A 24,205-nucleotide genomic window follows, 5' to 3' on the forward strand; every position below is an offset into this window, starting at 1 on the left:
AGACTCAGAAGGCGAGTTCAATTTGCTTTCCTACTAGCTCCCACCAACCGCTAGCTCTCTAAAAAGAAACACAAATTTACTATTCCTCATCATTGTCTTACATGTATTGCATTTATTCTAATGGAAAGTACTGAAAAGCACAAGACTTTGTTTACATACTACCCATTATTGAACAATTCAAACCCTATTTGTTAGACTGTATCTATTTTAAACTACGAGAAAGCTCCGTAAAAATAACCCCTAGCGCATAAGCACCAGCATCCGGATAACCTAGACTTCTTTCACCAACTGTACCAGCGCGACCCATTCGAGCAACAATTTCTTTTGTATATTCTGCTCCTTTAACAGCTGCCTCTGCCCCTTTTTCAAAGGCAGTTTTAAAATCCGCACCAGCTGCAGCGCTTTCTGTCCAAACATTTACACAAGGTACAAGCGCATCTACAAGCGTTTTATCGCCTACCTCTGCCCCTCTTCCGAAAGAGCGCTCACCGATAGACTGTATGCCTTTAAGCGCAACTTGTAACATTTCAGCAAACTCTCCGACCGTTAATTCCATTTTTCCTTCTACAGCTTTACCCGCAGCTCGGAAAGCCCCTCCCCAAATGGGTCCAGAAGCTCCTCCGCAATGCTCCATAATTACCATAGAACTCGCATCAAGGAAAGTCCCAATATTTAAATGTTCCTGACCTAGAATCGAGCTCCATTCTCGTTTTAATTGCTTAAATCCTTTTGCGACGCTCATTCCGAAATCGCCATCTCCTGCATGTGTATCTAATTCGCAGAAAGGTACTTCGTTCTTGATAATAATTTCACTCATTTTATCTACGAGATAAATTATATTATTTAATGTGATTACCTCACTCTTGATAATAGCGTGTTCTTCCACTGTTTCCGTCTCAAAGACAACTTGTTTCTCTTCCAAGTTGTCATTAATATCTACGTACTCTACATTATCAACCGGTCCCTCTACCTTAAATGCAGGTGTATTACATTCTTTCGATAGTAATGTTTTCAGCTCATTATCTAGTTTCATTACTGTTAGAGAAATCCCAGCCATATCAATACTTGTCATGTAATTGCCGACAAACGTTCTATTGATTCGTATATTTCTTTTACTCAACTCTCTAGTCACTGCATTGTTAAACAGATAAAGTTCTTGAAGCGGTGTACCGCCAAAACCATTTACTAGAACAGCAATTTCAGCATCTTTATCTAATCTTAAATCTTTCACAAGGTCATTTGTCATACGAAAAGCTAATTCATCTGCGGCCATAACTTTTTCACGTTTTCTCCCTGGCTCTCCATGAATACCGACGCCATATTCCATCTCATCTTCATCCAATTTGAAAGTCGGTGATCCACTAGCTGGAACCGTACAGGAAGTTAGTGCTAGACCAATTGTTCGAACATTTGCCGCTGCTTTTTCCGCAGCAGCTTTGACTTGCATCAAATCCAAACCTTCTTCTGCTGCAGCACCAGCGATTTTATGCACTAACACAACCCCAGCAACGCCGCGTCTTCCTACTGTATAAAGACTATCCTCTACTGCAATATCATCATTTACGCGGACGTACTCTACTTGAATGCCATCCTCAGTAGCTAAGTGGGCACCATTTTTAAAGTTCATAATATCTCCGCTGTAATTTTTAATAATAAGCAGTGTACCTTTTTTGCTAGCTGTTGCTTTAATTGCTTGATATACCTGTATTTGCGAAGGAGAAGCAAAGACGTCACCGCATACTGCAGCATCCAGCATTCCTTTCCCTACTAACCCCGCATGTGCCGGTTCATGCCCACTACCGCCACCGCTAATTAAAGTTACCTTATTTTCATTCATTTCTTTTTTCTTAATTATTTTATATTTTTTTAACAACTCAAGTTCCGGATGAGCCATAACCATCCCATTGCACATTTCCATAACGAGTGTTTCAGGTTGATTCATAATTTTCTTCATTTTTATTCCTCCCCTGTAAGCTTGGTTACATTCTTCGCAGCCTATTCATATTCATACTTCTATAATTATTCATAGAAGATTTCTACTATGATATGATTTCTATTATTTGAAAGCATATTCTTATTAATTATAGCAAAATGAAAGCGCTTTATCTCGAAAGGACAAAATGAACGATTTGTCTAAAGACACTCGGCCTTTTTTGTTGTAGAGATGATTATCATAATCTCTCATACAGTTCATCCCCCATCTAACTTCTACATTTTCGTAGAATTCCGAGGTGAGAGACTTTACCTGTTGCTTCACTTTCGGTGAGAATAAACTACTGCCCGTTAGGTTGGGATAAAGTGAAACTTTAAGCAGTGGGGATTTTCTCCATCCCCACTGCTTATTAGTCTTCACCAATCGGGCGTTACGGGCAGTTTTTCTTCAGATAACTACTGCCCGTTAACGCGGGATAAAGTGAAACTTTAAGCAGTGGGGATTTTCTCCATCCCCACTGCTTATTAGTCTTCACCAATCGGGCGTTTACGGGCAGTTTTTCTTCAGATAACTACTGCCCGTTAACGCGGGATAATTCCTGACATTCACGGAAAGCAAAGTGCTTACATCCAATACATTTATTTGTATCTAAATAACTTAAAGACTTATTAATCGCTTCTCCTGTACGCTGATAGAAATTCTCTTCACCAATTTCAGCATATAAACCATTTTTTTGTAGCGCTAATTTCAATTCATCTTGCACACCTGTAACTAAAATAGTGCCACCCTGAGCTTTAAAATTCCGGATGACATTACCAAAATATGTCTCACCTGTCGTATCCAAAAAGGGCACTTTGCTCATGCGTAATATCAAAACTTTTTGTTGTTGTTGAATGGAACTTACAATTGCCTCCTCAAAAGTTTGAGCTGCGCCAAAGAAAAGAGGACCCTCAATTGTATAAATACTAATTTGTGGACAGTCACGTTTCTGGTGGACAACATGTGATTGTACCTTCCCACTCTCTTTCGAATGATCCGGTAATACTTTTGTTACTACAAGCTTTTCGCTCATACGCTTCGCAAATAATACGACTGCTAACACAAGTCCAACCTCTACAGCTAATGTTAAGCTTGTAAAAACAGTCAGTAAAAACGTAATCATTAAAACGAGGGAATCTCCTGATTTTAATTTAACGATATGCGCAAAATGCTTTTGCTCACTCATATTCCAAGCCACGACCATTAAAACTGGAGCCATACTTGCTAACGGAATATGTGAAGCAAAGGGCGCTAGTAATAATAAAGTAACTAATACAAATACACCGTGAATAATACCTGATATTGGTGATACTGCACCTGTTTTAATATTTGTCGCAGTACGCGCAATAGCCCCTGTCGCAGGGATCCCCCCAAAGAAAGGAGTGACGATATTAGCAATTCCTTGACCAACAAGTTCGCGATTACTATTATGTTTTGTATTTGTCATTCCATCCGCTACTACTGCAGATAGAAGTGATTCAATTCCGCCTAGCATAGCAATCACAAAGGCTGGTCCAATAAGTAGCTGAATTCGCTCCCATGTGATATCTGGAATCGCAAAATTCGGTAATGTATTTGGAATTTGACCATAGGCCGTTGCGATTGTGGCAACTTGTCCAGAAAAAAAGAACGTTGCAACTAATGTAGAAACAACAATGCCTGCTAACGCCCCTGGAACTTTGGGTAAAACTTTCGGTGTTATTAAAATAATGATCAGACTAATGATTGCCGTTAAAACACTATAAAAGTTTGTTGTACCAATATGCATAACAATTTCTTTTACATTGTCAATAAAATACTCATGTCTTTTAATATTAGTCAAACCTAAGAAATTAGCAATTTGGCCTGTAAAAATAATAACTGCAATTCCTGCTGTAAAACCTATTGTCACGGGACGTGGGATAAATTTTATTAATGAGCCAAGTTTAAATATCCCCATTAAGCACAAAATAACCCCTGCCATTAATCCAGCGATAAGTAAGTTTTCATAGCCATATGAAATGACTACCCCTAGCAGAATTGGCACAAACGCACCTGTAGGTCCTCCGATTTGAAACTTCGAACCACCCAAAAGAGAAATTAGTATTCCAGCAATAAAAGCTGTATATATTCCATACTCAGGCTTAACACCTGACGCAATGGCAAAGGACATTGCCAGTGGTATTGCTACAATCCCGACAATAGTCCCTGAGATTAAATCTTTCTTCAAATGATGAACAGAATATCCTTCATATCGTCCTGTAAACAGTGACTTCATCTATAAATCTTCCCTTCAAAATAATAAGCAAGGTAAATGTTTCATAAGAACACAGTCTACAAAATTTACATATCTTCTTCATTATTTTCGTTAATAGTCATTTCTTCTAATCTTGAAATTGTATTTATCAAGTGATTGTTGAAAATATCTTTTGTTACACCTAGTAATTCTCCAATCATCGGATCGCTTAAAGAATAGTAAACTTTTTTCCCCTCTTTCGTCCCATGTACAATATTTTTGCCTCGTAATACACTTAATTGCTGAGAAACAGCTGAGCCCTCTTTTTCTAAGCAGCTTTGAATTTCATTGACATTTTTCTTACCGTCTACTAGTAATTCCAATATTCTAATTCGTAATGGATGTGCTAAAGCTTTAAAAAAATCTGCCTTAAATTGCTGCAAGCTCTCTTCCACATAAATCCCTCCACGGAACTTCATTTTCATATATTCAAATATTTGAATATGTATGATTGATTGTACGCTACTATAAGCAAACTTTCAATATCAAACATTAAAAAACGAGCAAAAAACGTGTTTCCCACACAGTTTTTGCTCGTTTTCGGAAATTCTTTGTTAAATTTAACCTATTAATCTATCACTGTTTTATTCTTTCGTAAAGGATAATCATAGATAAGGCATGGAATAATCGCAAACAATACTATAATTACTAGGATTAATACGAGTACAATCATGCCAAACTGATCGACCATAATACCACCAAATAGAGGGCCAATCATACGACCAGTTGTTGCCGCACTATTAATAATCCCTTGATAAAAGCCCTGACGCCCTTTTGGTGCAAGCTGATTGGCGATGGTAGGTAAAGCAGGCGTATAAAACATTTCACCAAAAGTTAGCACTACCATTGCTGCTCCAAACATTTTAAAATCACTTGCAAATGCAATGATTCCAAAGGATATTGCGATAAGGATAACGCCTAATACTAATTGACGCTTTAATTTATTTTCCCAACGTTTCACTAGCGGCGCAATTAGCGGTTGCCCTAAAACGATAAGCAGACCATTAATAGTCCAAAGTAAGCTGTACTGTTTCAATCCTAATCCTAGATCTTGCGTATAGGAAGAAATAGTCGCACTCCATTGTGAATAAGCGAGCCAGCATAGTACAGAGGAAGAACTTATAATTAATAATGCATAAAACGGCGCTTTATTTATAATTCGCTTACTTTCACCCACGACATTCATCGGTGCAATGCTCCCCGCTTCTAATCGTTTAAAAGTAAAAAACGCTATAAAAAAGAACAAAATATACATAGCTAAGTTGACCTTAAAGACGTAGTCAAATTTATAATCAGCAACAACGCCGGCAAGTGCAGGACCAATTGCTACTCCTAAATTTTGAGCTAAATAAATTGCGTTAAAGGCCTTTCGTCCACCCTCAGGCCACGCAGTTCCAGCTAAAGCAAACATTCCTGGGAATACAATACCTCCACTAAAGCCGAGTATCGTTAAAATCCACACATAATGTGGCCAGCCGTGCCAAATCGTTAAAGCTATTAATGAGGCAATCGTTAACAGAATGCCTAGCATTGTTGATTTATAGCCACCTATTCTATCAAATAAATAACCACCTAAGAGATTTCCTATTACGCCAGCAGCAGAATTCAGCATCAACACAAAGCCAGCCATCGCAAGGGACTTCCCTAAATAATCGTGCATATAAATGGCATTTAAAGGCCATAAAAATGAATTGCCCGTCGTGTTCACAAGCATTCCGATAATTAAAAACCAAACGCTTTTTGGCATAAAATATCCTCCATTACTTCGCTACTCTAAATAGTTAGTTTATGTTGAAAAATACAAAAGTACAAGAAAAATAAATTTACTCTTTTCACATAGGATTTAGAATATTTACTGTGTAGTTTTTTCGGCCATCCTCATGATTTACTCCTGTCGATGTACTTTTCGTTTGGCTTCCCTCATCAATCGCTCAGGTCATTCACATAATATTAAATTCTTCCCTCATGACGGAAGCACTAGCACGTGATAAAATATAGTGTTAGAGGAGTGAAATAAATGACAGAAACAAACTTTCCTTTTCCTTCAGATGGAAAAAGGTATTATACATGGAATCGCTATTTACGTGAGCAATTTGGTCATAAAGTTTTTAAAGTAGCACTAGACGCGGGCTTTGACTGCCCAAATCGTGATGGTACGGTTGCCTTCGGAGGTTGTACGTTTTGTAGTGCAGCAGGTTCAGGTGATTTTGCGGGCAACAAAGTTGATCCTATCGAGGTGCAATTTGCTGAAATACGTGACAAAATGCATCAAAAATGGAAGGACGGCAAATATATGGCTTACTTCCAAGCATATACAAATACACATGCACCACTTCCTGTATTAAAGGAAAAATTTGAAGCAGCATTGGCTCAAGAGGGTGTTGTTGGATTATCCATTGCAACACGCCCAGACTGTCTACCAGATGATGTAGTCGAATATTTAGCTGAATTAAACGAGCGTACTTATTTGTGGATTGAACTTGGGCTTCAAACTGTGCATGAAAAAACTGCAAATCTTATCAACCGTGCCCACGACTATGCAACATATGTGGAAGGTGTTGAAAAGCTACGAAAGCATGGTATTCGTGTATGCTCTCACATTATTAATGGCCTTCCTCTTGAAGACTATGACATGATGATGGAAACTGCTCGTGAAGTCGCAAAGCTTGACGTACAAGGCATTAAAATTCATTTACTACACCTTTTAAAAGGTACTCCAATGGTTAAGCAATATGAAAAGGGCATGTTAGAATTTTTAGATCAGGACATTTACACAAAACTAGTGGCAGATCAACTTGAAATTCTACCACCAGATATGGTTATTCACCGTATTACAGGTGATGGACCAATTGATTTAATGATTGGCCCAATGTGGAGTGTTAATAAATGGGAAGTATTAAATGGTATTGATGCAGAGCTAGAACGCCGTGGAAGCTGGCAAGGGAAATTTTATCAAGCTGAGGTTGCCAAATGAAGCTACAACGCGTTTTACAATATGCACAACAGCTGATAAAAGATACAGTTGAAGAGGGCGATACTGTAGTAGACGCCACAGCAGGAAACGGCCACGACACATTATTTTTAGCACAACTTGTCGGCGATGAAGGTCAAGTATACGCCTTTGATGTTCAAAAGAGCGCTGTTGATGCAACTCTCCACCGCCTTTTAGACAATGGCTTAGAGCATCGTGCACTTGTTTTAAATAGAGGGCATGAAGAAGTAGCCAACTATGTCCACAAGCCTGTAGCTGCTGCAATCTTTAATCTCGGTTATTTGCCTGGTAGTAATCACGACATCATTACACAGCCAAATACTACGATACAAGCAATTGGAGATTTGCTAAAGATGCTAAAAATCGGTGGTCTTATTGTCCTTGTCATTTATCATGGTCATCCGGGTGGTAAGGAAGAACGAGATGCTGTAATAGATTATGTCAGTCGACTTCCCCAAAAATATGTACATGTATTAAAATACGAGTTTCTAAATCAACAAAATGATCCTCCCTTTGTGATTGCTTTGGAGAAAATGAAAGATTACTCGTTAAGTTAGTTAGAACGTTTCAATATGAGGCATGATTCCGATAAAGCATTGGAATCATGCTTTTTTAACTTCTTTCAGCAATTTTTTTCTGTAGCGAAAGCAAAGCGTCAGCTACAATTATGCCGAAGCATAATTGATTTTAGAAAAGAAAATATCCCCCGATGGCGCGGGGGATAGGGAGGAGTACTTAATTTTTACTTTCATGTCAAATTACCTTAATTAACTTAGTTAGATTTTAAAAGTGTTTGTCGTTTCATTGCATCCACATATCGCTGATTGACTTTATCCCAATCGATAGTATTCCACCAATTCGTAACAAATTCAGGTCGACGATTTTGATATTTCAAATAATACGCATGCTCCCATACATCAATAATGAGTAGAGGAATTTTCCCCTCTTTTAAAGGCGTTTCTTGGTTAGCTGTACTCATAATGGTTAATTGTTCGCCATCCAGCACTAGCCATCCATACCCACTTCCAAAGCGGGTAATCGCTGCATTAGATAGCTGATCCTGAAAATTATCAAACGTTTTAAAATAATAATCAATCGCCTTTCCAATATCAGCATTTGCCTCACCACCGCCATTGGGACTCATCAAATCCCAAAATAAACTATGGCAATAGTGTCCTCCACCATTATTTTGTACAGCTGTTTGAATATCTGCTGGTAGCACATCAAGATTGCTTAATAAATCTTCCAACGACTGATTTTGTAAATCCTTTTGACCTTCTAAGGCCGCATTTAAATTATTTACATACGTAGCGTGATGCTTAGAATGATGAATCTCTAACGTTCTAGCATCAATATAGGGCTCCAACTGATCATAATCATATGATAGTTTCGGTAAATGGAACACAGTCAATTTTTCACCTCCCCCCAAAAAAAGTTTCTCAAAGGAAAGATAATTTCCTTAAGACAAAATATACCTTCTTTTTCTATTGCCGTCAATAGAAATTTTTTATAAAACAAAAAAGCTATCTAATAGAATGTTAAATTCTATTAGATAGCTTTCTCTTTATTGTCTATTTATTTTTACGTTTTTCATTATAATCTATCCAGAAATCTGCACCTTTAATTCCTAGTTTACGAGGATCAAAAACAGGATCTTTTCCTTCTTTTTTCTGTTTCTCATAGTCCTTTAATGCTACTATAGCAGGCTTCATAATAATTAAAATCGCTAAAACGTTAATCCAAACCATTAGACCTAATCCAACATCCCCCATCGCCCAAGCAAGATCGGATGTGCGGACTGTACCGTAAAACGCAGAAATTAAAATTGCAAATTTAGCCAGCCATATGACGACTTTCTCTGTAGCTCCTGAGAATAAATAAGCCACATTTGTTTCGGCTATGTAGTAGTATGCCATAATTGTCGTAAAAGCAAAGAAGAATAAGGCAATCGCTACGAATGGTCCACCAAAACCTGGTAGTGAAGAGTCTACTGCATATTGTGTGTATGCTGCGCCTTCTTTAATACTTTTCGCAAATGTGATTTGTTCTTCTCCAGTTAATCCGCCTTTATTGAAATCGCCAACATAAACAAATGAATCAGTACCCGCTTTTTCATCGTGTACATTATACATACCAGTAAATAAAATCATAAATGCTGTAGCTGTACAGATTAATAAAGTATCAATATACACAGAAGCTGCTTGAACGATACCTTGTTTAGCAGGATGCGATACCTCTGCAGCTGCTGCTGGATGCGCCCCTGTCCCCTGACCTGCCTCATTTGAATAAATACCACGTTTAACCCCCCATGCAATAGCGGAGCCAATAATACCACCAAAGATTTCTTGTGCACCAAATGCGCTAGAAAAAATTAATGAAAATACAGCTGGTACTTCTTTAATATTCATTGCAATAATGATGATGGCCATCAGAATATATGCTAATGCCATAAACGGTACAATGATCTGCGCAGCATTGGCAATCCATTTAATACCACCGATAATAATAGTACCTAATAATACGACAATAATAAGTCCTGTAATCCAAGTCTTAATATCGAAAGCGTTTTCAACAGCTGTAGCAATTGCATTCGATTGAACACCCGGCATCAAAATTAACATGGCAGCTAATGCGGCAACAGCAAATATAACTGCAAACCACTTTTGCCCCATTCCTTTTTCTATGTAAAAAGCTGGCCCACCACGATATTCTGTATCTTTCTCTTCTTTATAAATTTGAGCCAATGTCGACTCAACGTAAGCAGTTGCCGCACCGATAAATGCGATTGCCCACATCCAAAAAACAGCACCAGGTCCCCCCATCCCGATTGCTGTAGCTGTACCGGCAATGTTACCTGTACCTACTCGACCAGACAATGCGATAGACATCGCTTGGAAAGATGAAATCCCCTTATCCGATTTTTCGCCTTTAAACATTAAAACAAACATATCTTTAATGTGTCTTACTTGTAGGAACCGTGTGATAATTGAAAAAAAGAGCCCAATTAACAAAATGCCATAAATAAACCACGGTCCCCATAAAATCTCATTAATTTTCCCAACGATTGTTTCCATTTTACCCCTCCAATGTGAAAAAATATTACTTTAAGTCATTATAGTATTACACTTTTCTGAAAATTACAACATTATATTCAAGTAACAAAAAGTTAGTAATTTTCTAGTTAATTGGAGAGGTAATTCACTATTCAATTATATAGCCAATTCTTCGAAGAGCATTATTAATAAAATCACGTATATAAACAAAAATCTCGTCACGCTCTACTTCATGAAATAGATTATGATAACAGTTTGCCCATTCTTTGAATTGAAACTCTGTAAATTCCATCTGATAAAGCCAATTCCGTGTTTGTTTGGTTTCAGTAATATTATCTTTTTCAGCTGTCATAACTAACATAGGCATATTAGGGAATTCAGCCTTCGGCAATAACACTAAATTGCGCATCATTTGTTGTAGCTCGCGATACCATTTCACTGAAACAACGGATGAAAAAGGAACCTCATCCTTCATCTCATCTCTACCTTCTATACTGCGCGTTAGTGATTCTAATGTAATTTCATGGGTCAGCTTCACATTGGCAGTCAGGGCACTTAAACTAGTTAAAGCATTTGATAGTTTACCTGGCAATAGATTTAAATGAAGCCAAGGTGAAGTTAAAATAATTCCTGCACATTCATATTTTCTTTTTTGCATGGTATGTAGTAATAGAGTCGCACCAAGTCCATGTCCTATTAAAAAGACAGGTAAATTATACGAAAAAGCATTCTCGATTAAATGCCTTGTATATTTGTTGTATTCTTTAAAATCCTCATCGTGAACACTTGAATATCCTACATTTACTCCATGATTAGGTAAATCCCCCATGACTATGTGGAAGCCTTCCAATCTAAGTTTTTCTATAAGCCATGCATACCAACGGTGATTTTCATATGCACCATGAAGAATAGCAACCACAGCCTTTGCTTGTCCATCAGCTTCCCATTTCCACATTTCACATAGTCCTCCTAAAAAAATAATTACACAATGATTATATCGTAATATCTTGATCATTTTAATTTTATATTTCCATCAAGTTGCGTATTTGATACGATAATATTACATCAAAGAAAGAAAAGAGGCGATCCTCATGATCTATCCATTTAAAGGTAAAAAACCCAATATTGACCCTTCTGTTTTTATTGCTGATTATGCAACCGTTACCGGCGACGTTACAATAGGTGCTGAAACAACAATTTGGTTTAACACAGTTATTCGAGGAGATGTATCACCAACAATTATAGGAAAAAGAGTTAGTATTCAAGACCTCTGTTGCTTACATCAAAGCCCCAAATATCCACTAATTATTGAAGATGAAGTAACAGTTGGACATCAAGTAACTTTACATAGTTGTACGATTCGAAAAAAAGCCTTAATAGGTATGGGCTCTATAGTATTAGACGGAGCGGAGATTGGAGAGGGTGCATTCATTGGGGCGGGTAGTCTAGTACCTCCAGGCAAAGTCATTCCTCCAAATAGTTTAGCACTAGGCCGTCCTGCAAAGGTTGTAAGAGAATTAAACGATGAAGATAAAGAAGATATGGAACGCATCATACGTGAATATGTAGAAAAGGGTCAATACTATAAATCTCTTCAACCAAAAAATTAATGTAAAGCAGCTCCACGATTGCTTGGGCAACCGAGCAATATAGGAGCTTATTTTTTTCGTTAAAAAACAGCGAAAGGGGCTAAATTAATGTTAAGCCCCTTTCTGTAATAGTATTTTAAAATATTTCCCCAGCTACTTCATTGCTTTAGCTGAATAGTTTATAAACCTGCTTTTTCTTTTAATGCGTCAGCTTTGTCTGTTTGTTCCCAAGGTACATTTAAATCTGTACGACCGAAGTGGCCATATGCGGCAGTTTGCTTATAAATAGGACGACGAAGGTTTAGCATTTTAATAATCCCCGCTGGGCGTAGATCGAATAGCTCGCGTACCCATTTTACAATTTCACTTTCCGTAACTTTTCCTGTTCCAAATGTATCAACTGCAATAGATACAGGTTGAGCAACACCAATCGCATAAGCTAGTTGTACTTCAGCTCGATCAGCTAAACCAGCTGCTACGATATTTTTTGCCACATAGCGTGCTGCATATGCCGCTGAACGGTCTACCTTAGTTGCGTCCTTACCTGAGAAAGCACCTCCACCATGACGTGCATAGCCACCGTATGTATCAACGATGATTTTACGTCCAGTTAGACCAGCATCCCCTTTAGGACCACCAATTACGAATCGGCCAGTTGGGTTGATGAAATATTTAGTATCGGCATCTAGTAATTCACTTGGAACAACTGGAGCAATAACGAATTCTTTTAAGTCTGCTTGAATTTGCTCAAGTGTAGCTTCTTCATCATGCTGTGTTGAAATTACAATCGTATCAACGCGTACTGGTACATTGTTTTCATCATATTCAACCGTTACTTGCGTTTTTCCATCTGGACGTAAATATGCTAGTTCACCAGATTTACGTACTTCCGTTAAACGACGAGCTAATTTATGCGCTAAACTAATTGGTAATGGCATAAGCTCTGGCGTTTCGTTACATGCATAACCGAACATTAAACCTTGGTCACCTGCGCCAATTGCTTCAATGTCAGCGTCTGTCATAGAGCCTTCACGCGCCTCTAATGCTTGGTCAACACCTTGAGCAATATCAGGTGATTGCTCGCCAATAGCAACAAGAACTGCTAGGTTTTCAGCATCAAAGCCGTATTTCCCACGTGTATAACCGATTTCTGCTACAGTATCACGAACGATACCTTTAATATCTACATAAGTAGAAGTAGTAATTTCTCCTGCTACTAATGCTAAGCCTGTTGTTACTGTTGTTTCACACGCTACACGCGCGTTTGGATCTTCTGCTAAAATAGCATCTAAAATGGCATCCGAGATTTGGTCACAAATTTTGTCTGGATGTCCTTCTGTTACACTTTCTGATGTAAACAGTCGACGGTTTGTCATTTGATTTTCCTCCTATTACTTTTACAAATAATATTTGCGAATTAATACGGTACTCATTACCCATGTCAAGTTCGCCCCTAAGGATTGAACTCTCAAGCCGTTGTTGCTGTCGTTGCACTTTCGCACAGTAAACATTTGTTGCTGTCATTGCACTTTCGCACAGTAAAACAGTTGTTGCTGTCACTACGCTTCCGCACAAATAAACAGCTGCTGCTTTTAACACGAGGATTTTTGAAAGATCCGTCATTATAATAAGGAAAGGACTGTATACTTACCTTTAATTCGTTTTTAACAATAAAAAAATCCTTTTCTCACGCTTACTTAACATGAGGAAAGGAATAATGACTTCGTAACCTTTCACTCTTATCGTTCAAGGGAGTTTCCCCTTGCATCAGATTGGCACCAGCGCATGTCGTGAAATAGTTCATGCAGGTTGCCGGGTTTCACAGGGCCTGACCCTCCACCAGCTCGGGATAAGAGTATCCGTTCAATATCTCATAATACGTAAAAGGTCGAACATTGTCAAATATTTTTAACTTCTTTCAGCGGGTGTCCAACATCGTGCTGTTGCTGTTGCTGTCGCTTCGCTTTCGCACAGACTAAAACCCTTTGCTGACGCTACACTTTCGCGCAAAAAACATTGTCAGGCCCAAGCACAAAGCAGATTCCGGACGCATTGTTTATCTGTAGCGAAAGTAAAGCGACAGTTACAATTATGCCAAGACATAATTGATTGTATTCTTATAAAGAAAGTATGGGATTTATATAGAAACAAATTTGGATTATACTGTAATTTAAAACAAAATAATCCCTACTCTCCACCTTACATCATGTGTTAACATATGTGTAACCCTTTACAGCACATTTTGTAGCAAAAGCAAAGCGTTAGCTACAGAACATGTGGTGGATGAATATGATTGTAGCCCCTTTTCAGTCGAAGACAAGCTCCAACTAATAAAAAGCAAGCTAAAACTTCACATCCTGTGCGAACCCCATGTTAGCCCAAAGCTTCCAAACACAATTTTTGCTGTGTCGAAAGTGAATGTGTGATCACTTATTATAAATAGGGTAAAAAGCATTATCAAAACAAATCAATTTACTTTTTGTCGTTTTCTTGAAAAGTAATAAAATCTGAAAAATAATTTCTGAATTAGTATAGATTATTTAAGCAATTGTGTTATACTATTTTTGAAATTAAGAAAATCTCCCTCAAACTCTAGGGAATACTATAAAAAAGGATGGTATTTAATCGATGAATTCAGTAGAAATTGCAAACGAACTGAAGGAATTATTAAGCGGCGGTAACATTAATGTTCAACTTTCAGTACCACAATTAGCTGAAAAGGCTACTTCTCGTGGTGAAGCTATGTTAACAGTAGATGGCGCAGTTCGTGCAGAAACTGGCAAATACACTGGTCGTTCACCTAAAGATAAATATACGGTAGAAGAAGATAGCACAAAGGATAAAATTGACTGGGGCAAAGTTAACCGACCAATTTCTTCTGAAGTGTTCGATAACTTATATGTAAAAGTAGTAAAATATTTAAAAGAACGTGACGAATTATTCGTATTCAAAGGCTTTGCTGGTGCTGACAAAGATTCGCAATTAAGCATCCAAGTAATCAATGAATATGCTTGGCACAATCTTTTCGCCCATCAATTATTTATCCGTCCAACTAAAGAAGAATTAGCTTCTCATGTTGCTGACTTCACAGTTATTTCAGCTCCTAACTTTAAAGCAGATCCTGCTATTGATGGCACTGCTTCTGAAACATTCATCATTGTATCACTTGAAAAGAAAATTATCCTAATCGGTGGTACTGAATACGCTGGTGAAATCAAAAAATCTATTTTTGGTATTATGAACTACTTGTTACCACAACAAGGCATCCTTTCAATGCATTGCTCAGCAAACGTTGGTGAAGCTGGTGATGTTGCATTATTCTTCGGTTTATCTGGTACTGGTAAAACAACTTTATCAGCTGATCCTGATCGTAAGCTTATCGGTGACGATGAACATGGTTGGTCTGATAACGGTGTATTCAACATTGAGGGCGGTTGCTATGCAAAAACAATTAACCTTTCTTCTGAAAAAGAACCAGAAATCTACAACGCAATCCGCTTCGGTTCTGTACTAGAAAACGTAGCTGTTGATCCAGAAACTCGAGTTTGTGACTATGATGATGGTTCATTAACAGAAAATACGCGTGTAGCTTATCCAATTCAATACATTGAAAATATTGTTGATCCATCTGTTGCAGGTCACCCAAAAACAATCATCTTCTTAACAGCTGATGCATTTGGTGTATTACCTCCAATCAGTAAATTAACAAAAGAGCAAGCAATGTACCACTTCCTAAGCGGTTTCACATCTAAACTTGCTGGTACAGAACGTGGTGTAACGGAGCCAGAACCAGTATTCTCAACTTGCTTCGGTTCTCCATTCCTTCCACTTCCAGCAACAGTTTATGCTGAAATGTTAGGTCAAAAAATTGACGAGCACGGTGCACAAGTATACTTAGTGAACACTGGTTGGACTGGTGGCGAATACGGAACTGGTAGCCGTATGAAGCTTTCTTACACTCGTACAATGGTACGTGCTGCAATTGACGGCAAATTAGCTAATGTTGAAACAATTCAAGATTCAGTATTCGGTTTAAACATTCCAACTTCTATTGAAGGTGTACCAACTGAAGTGCTTAATCCTCGTGATGCATGGGCAGATAAAGCTGCTTATGATAAAAAAGCTTCTGAACTTGCTGGTTTATTCAACGAAAACTTCAAGAAATTCTCAAATGTTTCTGAAGCTATCACTAAACTTGGCGGTCCATTAAAATAATTCATTAAGCAAAGGGAACGATTTCAGTCGTTCCCTTTTTTGTGTTGAAAGAGAAAATATTTGTGAATATACTAGCCCTTTAAATGAGGGTGATTTCCATTCTAGGTTACTCGCACACAGAACAGTATCGTTTTATCACCATAAATTAAAGTGGCACGCCAGAAGATACATGCCGAGTGGAGTGATTGATTGGAGTGGAGACTGGGCGACTCCTTGGGAATCAGTATTAGAGGAACGAAGGCTAAAATCATCACGTCCTGTGATAACGCCTTCGTGACCAACCTCGTGTTGGCCCGAGACCCTGGAGCGAGCAGCGGCTCATCGGACGCCCCCAGGAAGCTCTGCTCTGCGCGAAAGCGAAGCGTCAGCGGCAAATGTTTTATTTCTGTGCGAAAGCGAAGCGTCAGCGGAAAAGCGCTCAGTCGGAACGGAAATCAACTCCCTCGTTTTGCCGAAGAGCCATACTTTAAGACACCTTAATTTCATGTATTTTAACAACATGCAAAGGGAACGATTAGAGTCGTTCCCTTTTTTATCTCCCCTATTTTATAGAATTCTATTTTTCATATTAGTAACTTTGTGTATAATTCATAATAGTAGTTTTAGGGGGATATATATGAAAAGAAAATATAAAGTGATTATTACCATTGTCAGTCTGCTATTAGTATTGTTTGTTGTAGCTGGATTTTTTGCAGGGAATTATTTTTATAACTTCGCCTTAAATCCTAATACTGATAAATCAGATGTGTTTAATGCTCCACAAAATTCTATTGTTGTCAGTCCTAAGGATATTAAAGAAAAAGAAGAGAGCGAAAAGTGGTTTAAAGAAAATTACAAGGACTCTTATATACAGTCTTTCGATGATTTAAAATTACATGCCTATACACTTAAAAATACAAACAACACAAATAAATGGGCAATTGTTTTCCATGGATATTCATCTGATGGCTCACAAATGACAAAGTATGCTAAGCATTTTTATGATACAGGCTACAATGTTATCGTACCTGATGCAAGGGCTCATGGAAAAAGTGAGGGTGACTATATCGGTATGGGTTGGCATGATCGACTTGATGTAGTCTCTTGGATTAATAATGTTATCAGTTCTGATAAAAACGCTGAAATTGTTTTGTATGGTGTTTCCATGGGAGGTGCTACAGTGATGATGGCCTCAGGAGAGGATCTACCTGGCAATGTTAAGGCTATTATTGAGGATTGTGGTTATTCCTCAGTTTGGGATGAATTCTCCTATCAATTGCAAGCAATCTTTAATTTACCTGAATTTCCCATTATGCAGTTTTCTTCAATTGTAACGAAGTTAAAAGCTGACTATACGCTTGGTGAAGCTAATAGCGTCAAGCAAGTAGCGAAATCGAAAACACCGATGCTATTCATTCACGGAAGTAATGATACATTTGTTCCATCTGATATGCTAGATGAAGTATATGAGGCTGCCAATGTACCGAAGGAGAAATTTATAGTTGAAGGTGCCGGACATAGCGGTGCAGAAAGCGTTGCTGGAGACGCTTATTGGAAAACTATTAATAACTTTTTAGCAAAATATATAGACTAAATGTCTTTTTTTCTACCGTTCAGGTGCCAGCCATAAAGCACCTGAACGTTTTTTGTCTACCTGAGCAGTTTTCACCTGGCCCGAGCGATTCTTCAGTCTACCTGAACAGTCTTCGAATAAAAAAACTCCTTTTTGAAAAAGTGTTAATCAAAACGGAGTAAACTCTCTAAATGTGAAATTTGTATCCATTCCCCTGCAACTTTTAGAAATAAATGCTTTGGAAACCTTGAAGTATTTGTAAATCAATTTTATCTGCTTTTGTCCTCTGAATGATAAAATCAAATCCTTTTTTGGTGTTATCTGCAAATTTAGGCAATGCTTCCAGAGTATCTGTTAAAGGTTTGTTGAAATTGTCCCAATGTATTGGAATAATAAGTTTAGGTTGTACTTTCCGCACGGTTTGCTCATAATACATGTTTTGAAAATCTTGATCCTGAGCCCCTAATACTCCAATTCCTAAAAATAATACATCAGCTCGAATGTCATCTAATGCCCCATCTATATAGTTAGCACTTGGCTTAACAAAGAACGTTTTATTATGATGCGTAATTACGAAATCGTATGAAGAATCTTCATGATAATCTAGAGCTTTTGCTGGTTGTTTAAGTGGTTCTTTAATTTTTTCTCCTTCGTCAAAGGTTGGTGAATGTTTTGATCGAAGGACAGTGATACTAAAATCACCAAACTGCATAGCCTTATTTACTTCATATACAGACATCTGTTTCATATTTATACCATTACCAAGTCCTATATTAATTGCTGATTCTGAACCATATACATGTGTACCAGTTTGTTTAGCGATATAAGCTAAATCTAACGCATGATCATAATGTGTGTGAGCAATAAATAATCCCTGAAGCTTATTATTATCAATTCCTATTTTTTCTAAGGCTTTATTTACAGCATCTGCATCAGTTTTTACAGTACTGAAAGGCAATATTTTTAATAAGGGCGGTCTAGAAATAAAACCATCAATCAATAATTGTGTGTTGCCATCATCAAATAATAAAGATGATGTTCCTAAAAACGTGACCTTTATCTGACCTTGATTTAATGCTTTTTGCTTTGTTTTCGAAGCGTAATATTCCTTGTATTGTTGAACATCTGCTGAAGGTGTTAAAAACTTATAATAAACAAAAGTAGAAGCGATTATCTTAAATACTAATCCTACAATAATCTTGCGTCTTTTACTTATTATGTATTTCAAACAATACTCTCCTCTCAAAACATAATGTTTTATTGACGTTTCATCCACTCGCAAAGTGCATGTACTGTTTCTCTATTTTTGGCCGGTGGATACTGATGAGCATAACGAAGATCATACCATGTATCATATCTTTTATTAGCATCCTTTAAATAAAATTCTAATTGTCTCGCATGTTCAATATCTACATTTTCATCACGATAGCCATGAATAATAAGTACTGGAGCCGTAATGTGCTCTATCTCGAAAAGTGGTGTTCGAGCATCATAAGCATCTGGTACACGATTAGGCGTCCCTCCAATAACCCGCTTCATCATCCTGCGCATATCTGTCCGCTCCCAATATGTAGCTGTTGCATCAGATACTCCTGCCCATGTCACAACAGATGTAATATCTCTACGTAAGATAGCAGTCCAAAGCGCCATAATACCACCACGTGAAAAACCAAAGACATGAATATTATCATTACAAAACTGTTTTAGCACGTCTACTGCGTATACAGCATCATAACGATCCGCTCCTGCAAACTCATCTCGTCCTTCTCCACCTCGATTGCCACGGTAATATGGAGCAAAAACGATAAAGCCTTGAGCTGCAAACTGTGCGACACGCGAAGGTCTAACCATGCCAATGCTTTGCATGCCTCCCCGTAAATATAAAAAGCCATCATATGTACCTTCTGCCTTAGGCTCCGCTAGTAATCCCTTCACACATAGACCCTGTGACATATACGTGATTTCCGTTAAACGAATAGCTGGATTAGGCGAAGGATAAGGACGTTTTCTAACGATCTTACCATTGGTCATAATGCTTCAACTCCTCCAGCATTTTCTGCATTCCTGCATCCTTCATATGAAAGCTTAAATTTGGATGATGAGCAAATTCTTCATCCGTAAGCCAAGTCATCCCTGAAGTTTCTAAATCAAATTCAATGTCCTCCTGCCCCGCAAACTGCGCAGTAAAGACCGTTTTACAAAATAAGATGTCATCATGAACGGCGTATTCTGCAAACCATCTAAGGTTTTTTACATGAACACCAGTCTCCTCGAATACTTCCCTAATTGCTGCCTGCTCCAATGTTTCCCCAGGTTCTTGCTTTCCACCTGGAACCTCGACACCACGTCGTTTATGAATCGTACATAACCATTTATTTTCATGTTTTAATAAAACAAGTACATGCTTAGGCTCAGTGTCCAATTCGCCTCTTTTAAAACTTAAATCCACTTGAAAACCATTTAAATCTGTAAATGTAAACATGCTCTTCAACTCCTTTTTCTATATTTCATACACTGAGTCGAATCAGCGTTACGGTGATGATCTTTTATTTCACTATAGAGTATTCATGTATCTATAATCAACAGATAAAATCACTAATATAAACTTCTATTAAGCGGTGCGATAGGTGTCTTTTTTTCAAGAAGTAATACAACATCTAATACTCTGTTCATTCGATTGCAAACAATAATAGCGTCCTGAATTGGATTTTTTTACTGGCTACTAATAAACACGAGCTCTTCTCTTAAGACCCATGAGAAATTAGCTTTCATTCATATAAAAAAGAGTCACTGATGTTTTTCAGTGACCCTCTACCTTTAGACACGTTTATTGAAATATGGAAGTTGTTCAACAAATGCCTTCGTATCCGCATCCCCATACTCATGAACTAATGCATAGATTTTTTTTAAGCGCAAATCAATTTCATCATTTTCTCTATCAAGATGATACTGTATATATGGCAATTGCGCACGCCACGCATTCGCGATTTCCAACATTTGCATTTGCTGAAAAATCTTTTCAAAGACATCTAATGCTTGGCGATCTACGTTGAGTTCAAAGTTCCACTGTCCTGCATATGGATTTGTATAATACGTTCTATTGGCTAGTGAAAAATATACACGCTGACGCTCCATCACAAAACACTCCTTTTACCATAGTATGGTGGTAAAAGGACTGTTTTATTCGCTGGAATGTCAAACTTCCTTCACAACTAAGTAGGATTATCTAATTTATAATAGGAAGTATGAATAAGGAACGGAGTGAATGCCATGAGTTTAATCACACTCTTAGTTGTAGCAGCAATCATCGTAGTATTAGTAACGATTGCGACTATTTTAAGTGTCAATCGTGCGTATGCTTTTAAACATACAGTCGATGAAAAACCACAGCAAAGCTTTCATAAAGATGATGACTAGTTCAATTTGTACATTTTTTTAAGACATTCTTTTATAATATTATTAAAAATAGAATTTGGAGTGAACACAATGGGAGTACCATTACCAATAATCATTATGATCGCAATGATGATGCTTATGTTTGGCGTTTCTGTCATTGTCTTGTTGAAGAAAAAAGGCAATTTCTTTACACAAACTATCGATGCTAAGCCTAAGCAAATTAACGCTCAACAAGAGGACAAGAAAATATGAAATATCCCTTTATATGGCTCATTAAGTTTTACAGAAAATTTATATCACCCATGACACCGCCATCCTGTCGCTTCCATCCTACATGCTCCTCCTATGGACTTGAAGCTTTTCAAAAACACGGTGCCATTAAAGGATTCTATTTAACGATTAAACGTATATCAAAATGCCAGCCATTCCATCCAGGTGGCTTTGATCCAGTACCTGAAAAATGGCCTTCGAAAAAGAATTAATTTTCGAGGGTCATTTTTTTCTTGTGCTTTTATCAGATGTGCGTTATTATAGGAACTGTTCTAAAAAATAAATCGTAATGATTACTATTTGAAAGAGGTATGCTATAAGATGAAAAAAGTATTTTTGTTATTTTTAGTTACAGTCCTTGCCCTATTCACTGCTGCCTGTGGGAATAAATCAGCTACATCCAAACAGTCAGAGACAAAGGATAAATTAACAATTTACACAACTGTCTATCCATTAAGTTATTTTGCACAACGAATTGGTGGCGATTTTGTAGAGGTTTCTTCTATTTATCCTGCTGGCGCCAATGAGCACACATTTGAGCCAACACAAAAAGATATGATGAAATTAGCAGATGCCGATATATTTTTCTATATAGGCTTAGGACTCGAAGGCTTTGTTGAAAATGCCAAAAAGACTCTAGCTAATGAAGATGTAACAATGGTAGCAACTGCAGATCAGGTTACAGATGAAAAATTAGCTATGAGTACAGGTCACTCACATGATGATGAAGAGGAAGCACATCATGATCACGAAGATGAAGACGGACACGGACATGATGACCATGATCACGGTAATGTAGATCCACATGTTTGGCTATCTCCAACTATCAGTCAAGACTTAGCACTTTCCATAAAAAACACTCTAGTTGAAAAAATGCCAGAACAAGAAGCTACATTTACAGCTAACTACGAGGCATTGGTAAAAGAACTACAAGATTTAGACAATGAATTTAAAGCTATGGCTGATAAAGCGCAAGAGAAAACGTTCTTCGTATCTCATGCAGCATTTGGCTATATCGCAGGACAATACGGCTTAAAGCAAGTTCCAATAGCCGGTTTAAACTCACAAAATGAGCCTTCTCAAAAAGAACTTACGGCGATTGTTGATAAAGCAAATAAATTGCATATTCACTACATTTTATTCGAGCAAAATGTCTCTTCTAAATTAGCTGAAGTTATCCAAAAAGAGGTTGGAGCAGAGTCTCTCGTCTTGCATAATTTAAGTGTTTTAACAGCAGATGATGTAAAGAATAATGAAACATACTTCACCCTTATGAAGAGAAATATTAAAACTTTAAATACTGCAATCAATTATTCCTCGGAATAATTGCGTCCGGAATCGGCTTTGTGCTTGCACAAAGAGCTCCTTTCCGATTCCGTGACATCCGCCGGAGGCTTTAACTTCTTTCAGTGGGTGTTTGGACACCCGCTGAAAGAAGTTAAACGAACACAAATAAATGAGTAAGGAGGTGCCCCGAACATAGTATGGGGCACCTCCTTTATTATGACGTACTTTTCTTGTGGCATTCGTTTTCCCGCTCTATAAATACTAATTAGCCCTTTTTTCTTATGGATAGCGTTTTGTTTTATCTTTCCATTATCCTTTATTTGGGCTATTATACTTTCTAAAATAATTGGTTCCCATTCATTTAAATACACCTGAACAGAATTATCGCTTTTATTACCTTTTAAAAGCAATCTAGGCTGTTCTATTAATTGTTTTACTGTTTGTTTATTTTTACTTAAAATGGAAAGCCCTTTATCAAAGGTAAATTGACCATCCAGTATTGGTTTTGTAAGAACTTCAACCTTATCCGTTTTTTGCAAATCAAAATAGGCTTCACTTGTAGCGGCTGGGAAACTCGTGTAGTCCCAAGAGTGATCCTGAGCTAATTGGCGATCAGACACTAAAAAATAATTATAACGGACCTCACCCTTACGATCAGGCAATGGATCATCCCATGTAACATCGATATGATACCATTCATCATCAAGCTTCACTAAGACCCAGGCGTGTAGTTGTTCCCCTACTTTTCCTGGTACATATTGTACCTCAAAGCCTAGCTTCTCTAGCATTCGATAAAGCACTAGAGCATATGCCTGACAAACTCCCTTGTTCTCAGTAAGCAATGTGTAGGGAGAATACTGACTTCCTTTCGTTTCCTTCGAATATTCAGCAGTTAGAACGATAAAATCATGTGCAGCCTGTATTTTCTGCAATTCACTTAATCCATGCATAGGTGTAATAATATTCGTCAAAGTCTGTTCTACAAATGCCTCCTCTTCCTGTGAAATATGATAGGTAAACTCAAAACTAATGACAATATTATTGGCATAGCCATCATATTTCCATTTAAAACTAGAAATATTGGCGTAAATATATGGATCTTGAATAGCATGTTTAATAAGCTCTGATAGTTCATCTTTTATTTCCGACGTATTACCAGTATAACGAATATCAAATTCAGTAGATAATTGCATGACTTGTTTTTGAATTAGATGTTGTAGTGTTTCTATTGTATTGGCCGTTGCGATATTCTTTTGTTCATAGTTTGCGAATACTTGCACATGACTCATTTGTAGAACAAATAATATAATGACAACATTATATATATATTTTCTCATATGAGTCTTTCTCCTTTATTAACTAGTTTATGCCTGTCATTTCTTATTATGTTAATGAATGATTAATTTAATCCTAAAAGTTTACTCTTAAAACGAATAAAGAAGGCTTCTTTGAAACGAAATATATAAGGACAATTAGAAAGCCTGTATCGTTGATTACAAAGTAATCATTGATACAGGCTTTTTATAATACTTATTCAATTAATGCCCTGTTAGTTTAAGTGAATTTTCTCACAAATTGTATGATATTATACAGTTGAATAGAAA

The 24,205-nt window shown here is 37.4% G+C and carries 22 protein-coding genes, 1 riboswitch and 1 other annotated feature (1 of these 24 only partly in view); of the genes, 9 read left to right on the forward strand and 13 right to left on the reverse strand.

From position 1 onward, the window contains the following. Positions 1 to 102, reverse strand: a binding site (T-box leader); it reaches 110 nt to the left of the window's first position. Between the two features lie 100 nt (positions 103 to 202). From dhaK to ACQKOG_RS23275, 4 genes are all read right to left on the reverse strand, one after another. Beyond that, a complete protein-coding gene (dhaK, locus tag ACQKOG_RS23260; RefSeq protein WP_370081968.1) occupies positions 203 to 1,954 on the reverse strand; it encodes a dihydroxyacetone kinase subunit DhaK in 1,752 nt (583 codons plus the stop codon). A gap of 550 nt (positions 1,955 to 2,504) precedes the next feature. After that, positions 2,505 to 4,229: a SulP family inorganic anion transporter gene (locus ACQKOG_RS23265; RefSeq protein WP_427448357.1), complete on the reverse strand. Its 1,725-nt coding sequence runs from the start codon at positions 4,227 to 4,229 to the stop codon at positions 2,505 to 2,507. A gap of 65 nt (positions 4,230 to 4,294) precedes the next feature. Next, on the reverse strand, positions 4,295 to 4,642 hold the full coding sequence (locus ACQKOG_RS23270) for an ArsR/SmtB family transcription factor (protein ID WP_370081972.1): 348 nt from the start codon (positions 4,640 to 4,642) through the stop codon (positions 4,295 to 4,297). A gap of 173 nt (positions 4,643 to 4,815) precedes the next feature. After that, a complete protein-coding gene (locus ACQKOG_RS23275) occupies positions 4,816 to 5,994 on the reverse strand; it encodes an MDR family MFS transporter (RefSeq protein WP_370081974.1) in 1,179 nt (392 codons plus the stop codon). Between the two features lie 270 nt (positions 5,995 to 6,264). Between ACQKOG_RS23275 and ACQKOG_RS23280 the strand changes: the two genes are divergently transcribed. Next, complete coding sequence (locus ACQKOG_RS23280; protein WP_370081976.1) at positions 6,265 to 7,221, forward strand: TIGR01212 family radical SAM protein; 957 nt, start codon at positions 6,265 to 6,267, stop codon at positions 7,219 to 7,221. Beyond that, complete coding sequence (locus ACQKOG_RS23285; protein ID WP_427448358.1) at positions 7,218 to 7,796, forward strand: class I SAM-dependent methyltransferase; 579 nt, start codon at positions 7,218 to 7,220, stop codon at positions 7,794 to 7,796. Before ACQKOG_RS23280 ends, ACQKOG_RS23285 begins: the two co-directional genes overlap by 4 nt. A gap of 215 nt (positions 7,797 to 8,011) precedes the next feature. Here the strand turns inward: ACQKOG_RS23285 and ACQKOG_RS23290 are convergent, their stop codons facing one another. The 3 genes from ACQKOG_RS23290 to ACQKOG_RS23300 form a co-directional block, all read right to left on the reverse strand. Further along, entirely contained in the window at positions 8,012 to 8,650 is a 639-nt protein-coding gene (locus ACQKOG_RS23290) for a superoxide dismutase (RefSeq protein WP_370081980.1), read from the reverse strand. Positions 8,651 to 8,810: 160 nt separating this feature from the next. Further along, positions 8,811 to 10,313 (reverse strand): alanine/glycine:cation symporter family protein, encoded by a 1,503-nt coding sequence (locus ACQKOG_RS23295; RefSeq protein ID WP_370081982.1) that lies wholly within the window; start codon positions 10,311 to 10,313, stop codon positions 8,811 to 8,813. Positions 10,314 to 10,440: 127 nt separating this feature from the next. Then, on the reverse strand, positions 10,441 to 11,247 hold the full coding sequence (locus tag ACQKOG_RS23300) for an alpha/beta hydrolase (protein ID WP_370081984.1): 807 nt from the start codon (positions 11,245 to 11,247) through the stop codon (positions 10,441 to 10,443). 136 nt (positions 11,248 to 11,383) lie between these two features. Here ACQKOG_RS23300 and ACQKOG_RS23305 point away from each other — a divergent pair, with 136 nt between their 5' ends. Then, the gene (locus tag ACQKOG_RS23305) at positions 11,384 to 11,902 is read left to right on the forward strand and encodes a gamma carbonic anhydrase family protein (protein WP_142510678.1); all 519 of its coding nucleotides are present in this window, start codon (positions 11,384 to 11,386) and stop codon (positions 11,900 to 11,902) included. A 158-nt stretch (positions 11,903 to 12,060) separates the two neighbouring features. Here the strand turns inward: ACQKOG_RS23305 and metK are convergent, their stop codons facing one another. Continuing rightward, positions 12,061 to 13,257 (reverse strand): methionine adenosyltransferase, encoded by a 1,197-nt coding sequence (gene metK / locus ACQKOG_RS23310; RefSeq protein WP_132364592.1) that lies wholly within the window; start codon positions 13,255 to 13,257, stop codon positions 12,061 to 12,063. Positions 13,258 to 13,617: 360 nt separating this feature from the next. After that, a riboswitch (SAM riboswitch) is annotated at positions 13,618 to 13,737 on the reverse strand. A 772-nt stretch (positions 13,738 to 14,509) separates the two neighbouring features. Here metK and pckA point away from each other — a divergent pair. Together pckA and ACQKOG_RS23320 are read left to right on the forward strand one after the other, a co-directional pair. Further along, entirely contained in the window at positions 14,510 to 16,096 is a 1,587-nt protein-coding gene (gene pckA, locus ACQKOG_RS23315; RefSeq protein ID WP_427448359.1) for a phosphoenolpyruvate carboxykinase (ATP), read from the forward strand. Between the two features lie 616 nt (positions 16,097 to 16,712). Continuing rightward, on the forward strand, positions 16,713 to 17,669 hold the full coding sequence (locus tag ACQKOG_RS23320; protein WP_370081990.1) for an alpha/beta hydrolase: 957 nt from the start codon (positions 16,713 to 16,715) through the stop codon (positions 17,667 to 17,669). A 202-nt stretch (positions 17,670 to 17,871) separates the two neighbouring features. Here ACQKOG_RS23320 and ACQKOG_RS23325 read toward each other — a convergent pair whose 3' ends face one another. From ACQKOG_RS23325 to ACQKOG_RS23340, 4 genes are all read right to left on the reverse strand, one after another. Next, positions 17,872 to 18,876, reverse strand: a complete 1,005-nt coding sequence (locus ACQKOG_RS23325; RefSeq protein ID WP_427448360.1) for an MBL fold metallo-hydrolase — start codon at positions 18,874 to 18,876, stop codon at positions 17,872 to 17,874. A gap of 29 nt (positions 18,877 to 18,905) precedes the next feature. Continuing rightward, positions 18,906 to 19,682, reverse strand: a complete 777-nt coding sequence (locus ACQKOG_RS23330) for an alpha/beta hydrolase family protein (protein ID WP_370082037.1) — start codon at positions 19,680 to 19,682, stop codon at positions 18,906 to 18,908. Next, positions 19,666 to 20,130 carry an NUDIX domain-containing protein gene (locus ACQKOG_RS23335; protein WP_370081994.1) on the reverse strand — a complete coding sequence of 155 codons (465 nt, stop codon included), beginning with the start codon at positions 20,128 to 20,130 and terminating at the stop codon, positions 19,666 to 19,668. Before ACQKOG_RS23335 ends, ACQKOG_RS23330 begins: the two co-directional genes overlap by 17 nt. A gap of 335 nt (positions 20,131 to 20,465) precedes the next feature. After that, the gene (locus tag ACQKOG_RS23340; protein ID WP_370081996.1) at positions 20,466 to 20,783 is read right to left on the reverse strand and encodes a transposase; all 318 of its coding nucleotides are present in this window, start codon (positions 20,781 to 20,783) and stop codon (positions 20,466 to 20,468) included. A gap of 135 nt (positions 20,784 to 20,918) precedes the next feature. On the opposite strand from ACQKOG_RS23340, the gene ytzI reads away from it, so the two are divergent. The 4 genes from ytzI (at position 20,919) to ACQKOG_RS23360 (ending at position 22,640) form a co-directional block, all read left to right on the forward strand. Then, entirely contained in the window at positions 20,919 to 21,065 is a 147-nt protein-coding gene (gene ytzI, locus ACQKOG_RS23345) for a YtzI protein (RefSeq protein ID WP_370081997.1), read from the forward strand. 69 nt (positions 21,066 to 21,134) lie between these two features. Beyond that, entirely contained in the window at positions 21,135 to 21,296 is a 162-nt protein-coding gene (locus ACQKOG_RS23350) for a hypothetical protein (RefSeq protein ID WP_370081999.1), read from the forward strand. Continuing rightward, the gene (gene yidD, locus ACQKOG_RS23355; protein ID WP_053485074.1) at positions 21,293 to 21,526 is read left to right on the forward strand and encodes a membrane protein insertion efficiency factor YidD; all 234 of its coding nucleotides are present in this window, start codon (positions 21,293 to 21,295) and stop codon (positions 21,524 to 21,526) included. Before ACQKOG_RS23350 ends, yidD begins: the two co-directional genes overlap by 4 nt. A gap of 109 nt (positions 21,527 to 21,635) precedes the next feature. Then, on the forward strand, positions 21,636 to 22,640 hold the full coding sequence (locus ACQKOG_RS23360; protein ID WP_402868297.1) for a metal ABC transporter solute-binding protein, Zn/Mn family: 1,005 nt from the start codon (positions 21,636 to 21,638) through the stop codon (positions 22,638 to 22,640). Between the two features lie 80 nt (positions 22,641 to 22,720). On the opposite strand, the gene ACQKOG_RS23365 is transcribed toward ACQKOG_RS23360, so the two are convergent. Then, positions 22,721 to 23,938, reverse strand: a complete 1,218-nt coding sequence (locus ACQKOG_RS23365) for a transglutaminase domain-containing protein (protein WP_370082003.1) — start codon at positions 23,936 to 23,938, stop codon at positions 22,721 to 22,723. Positions 23,939 to 24,205: the final 267 nt, after the last annotated feature.

This window comes from Lysinibacillus sp. NPDC093216 (assembly GCF_050280325.1).
In the GTDB taxonomy this organism is placed as follows: Bacteria; Bacillota; Bacilli; order Bacillales_A; family Planococcaceae; genus Lysinibacillus.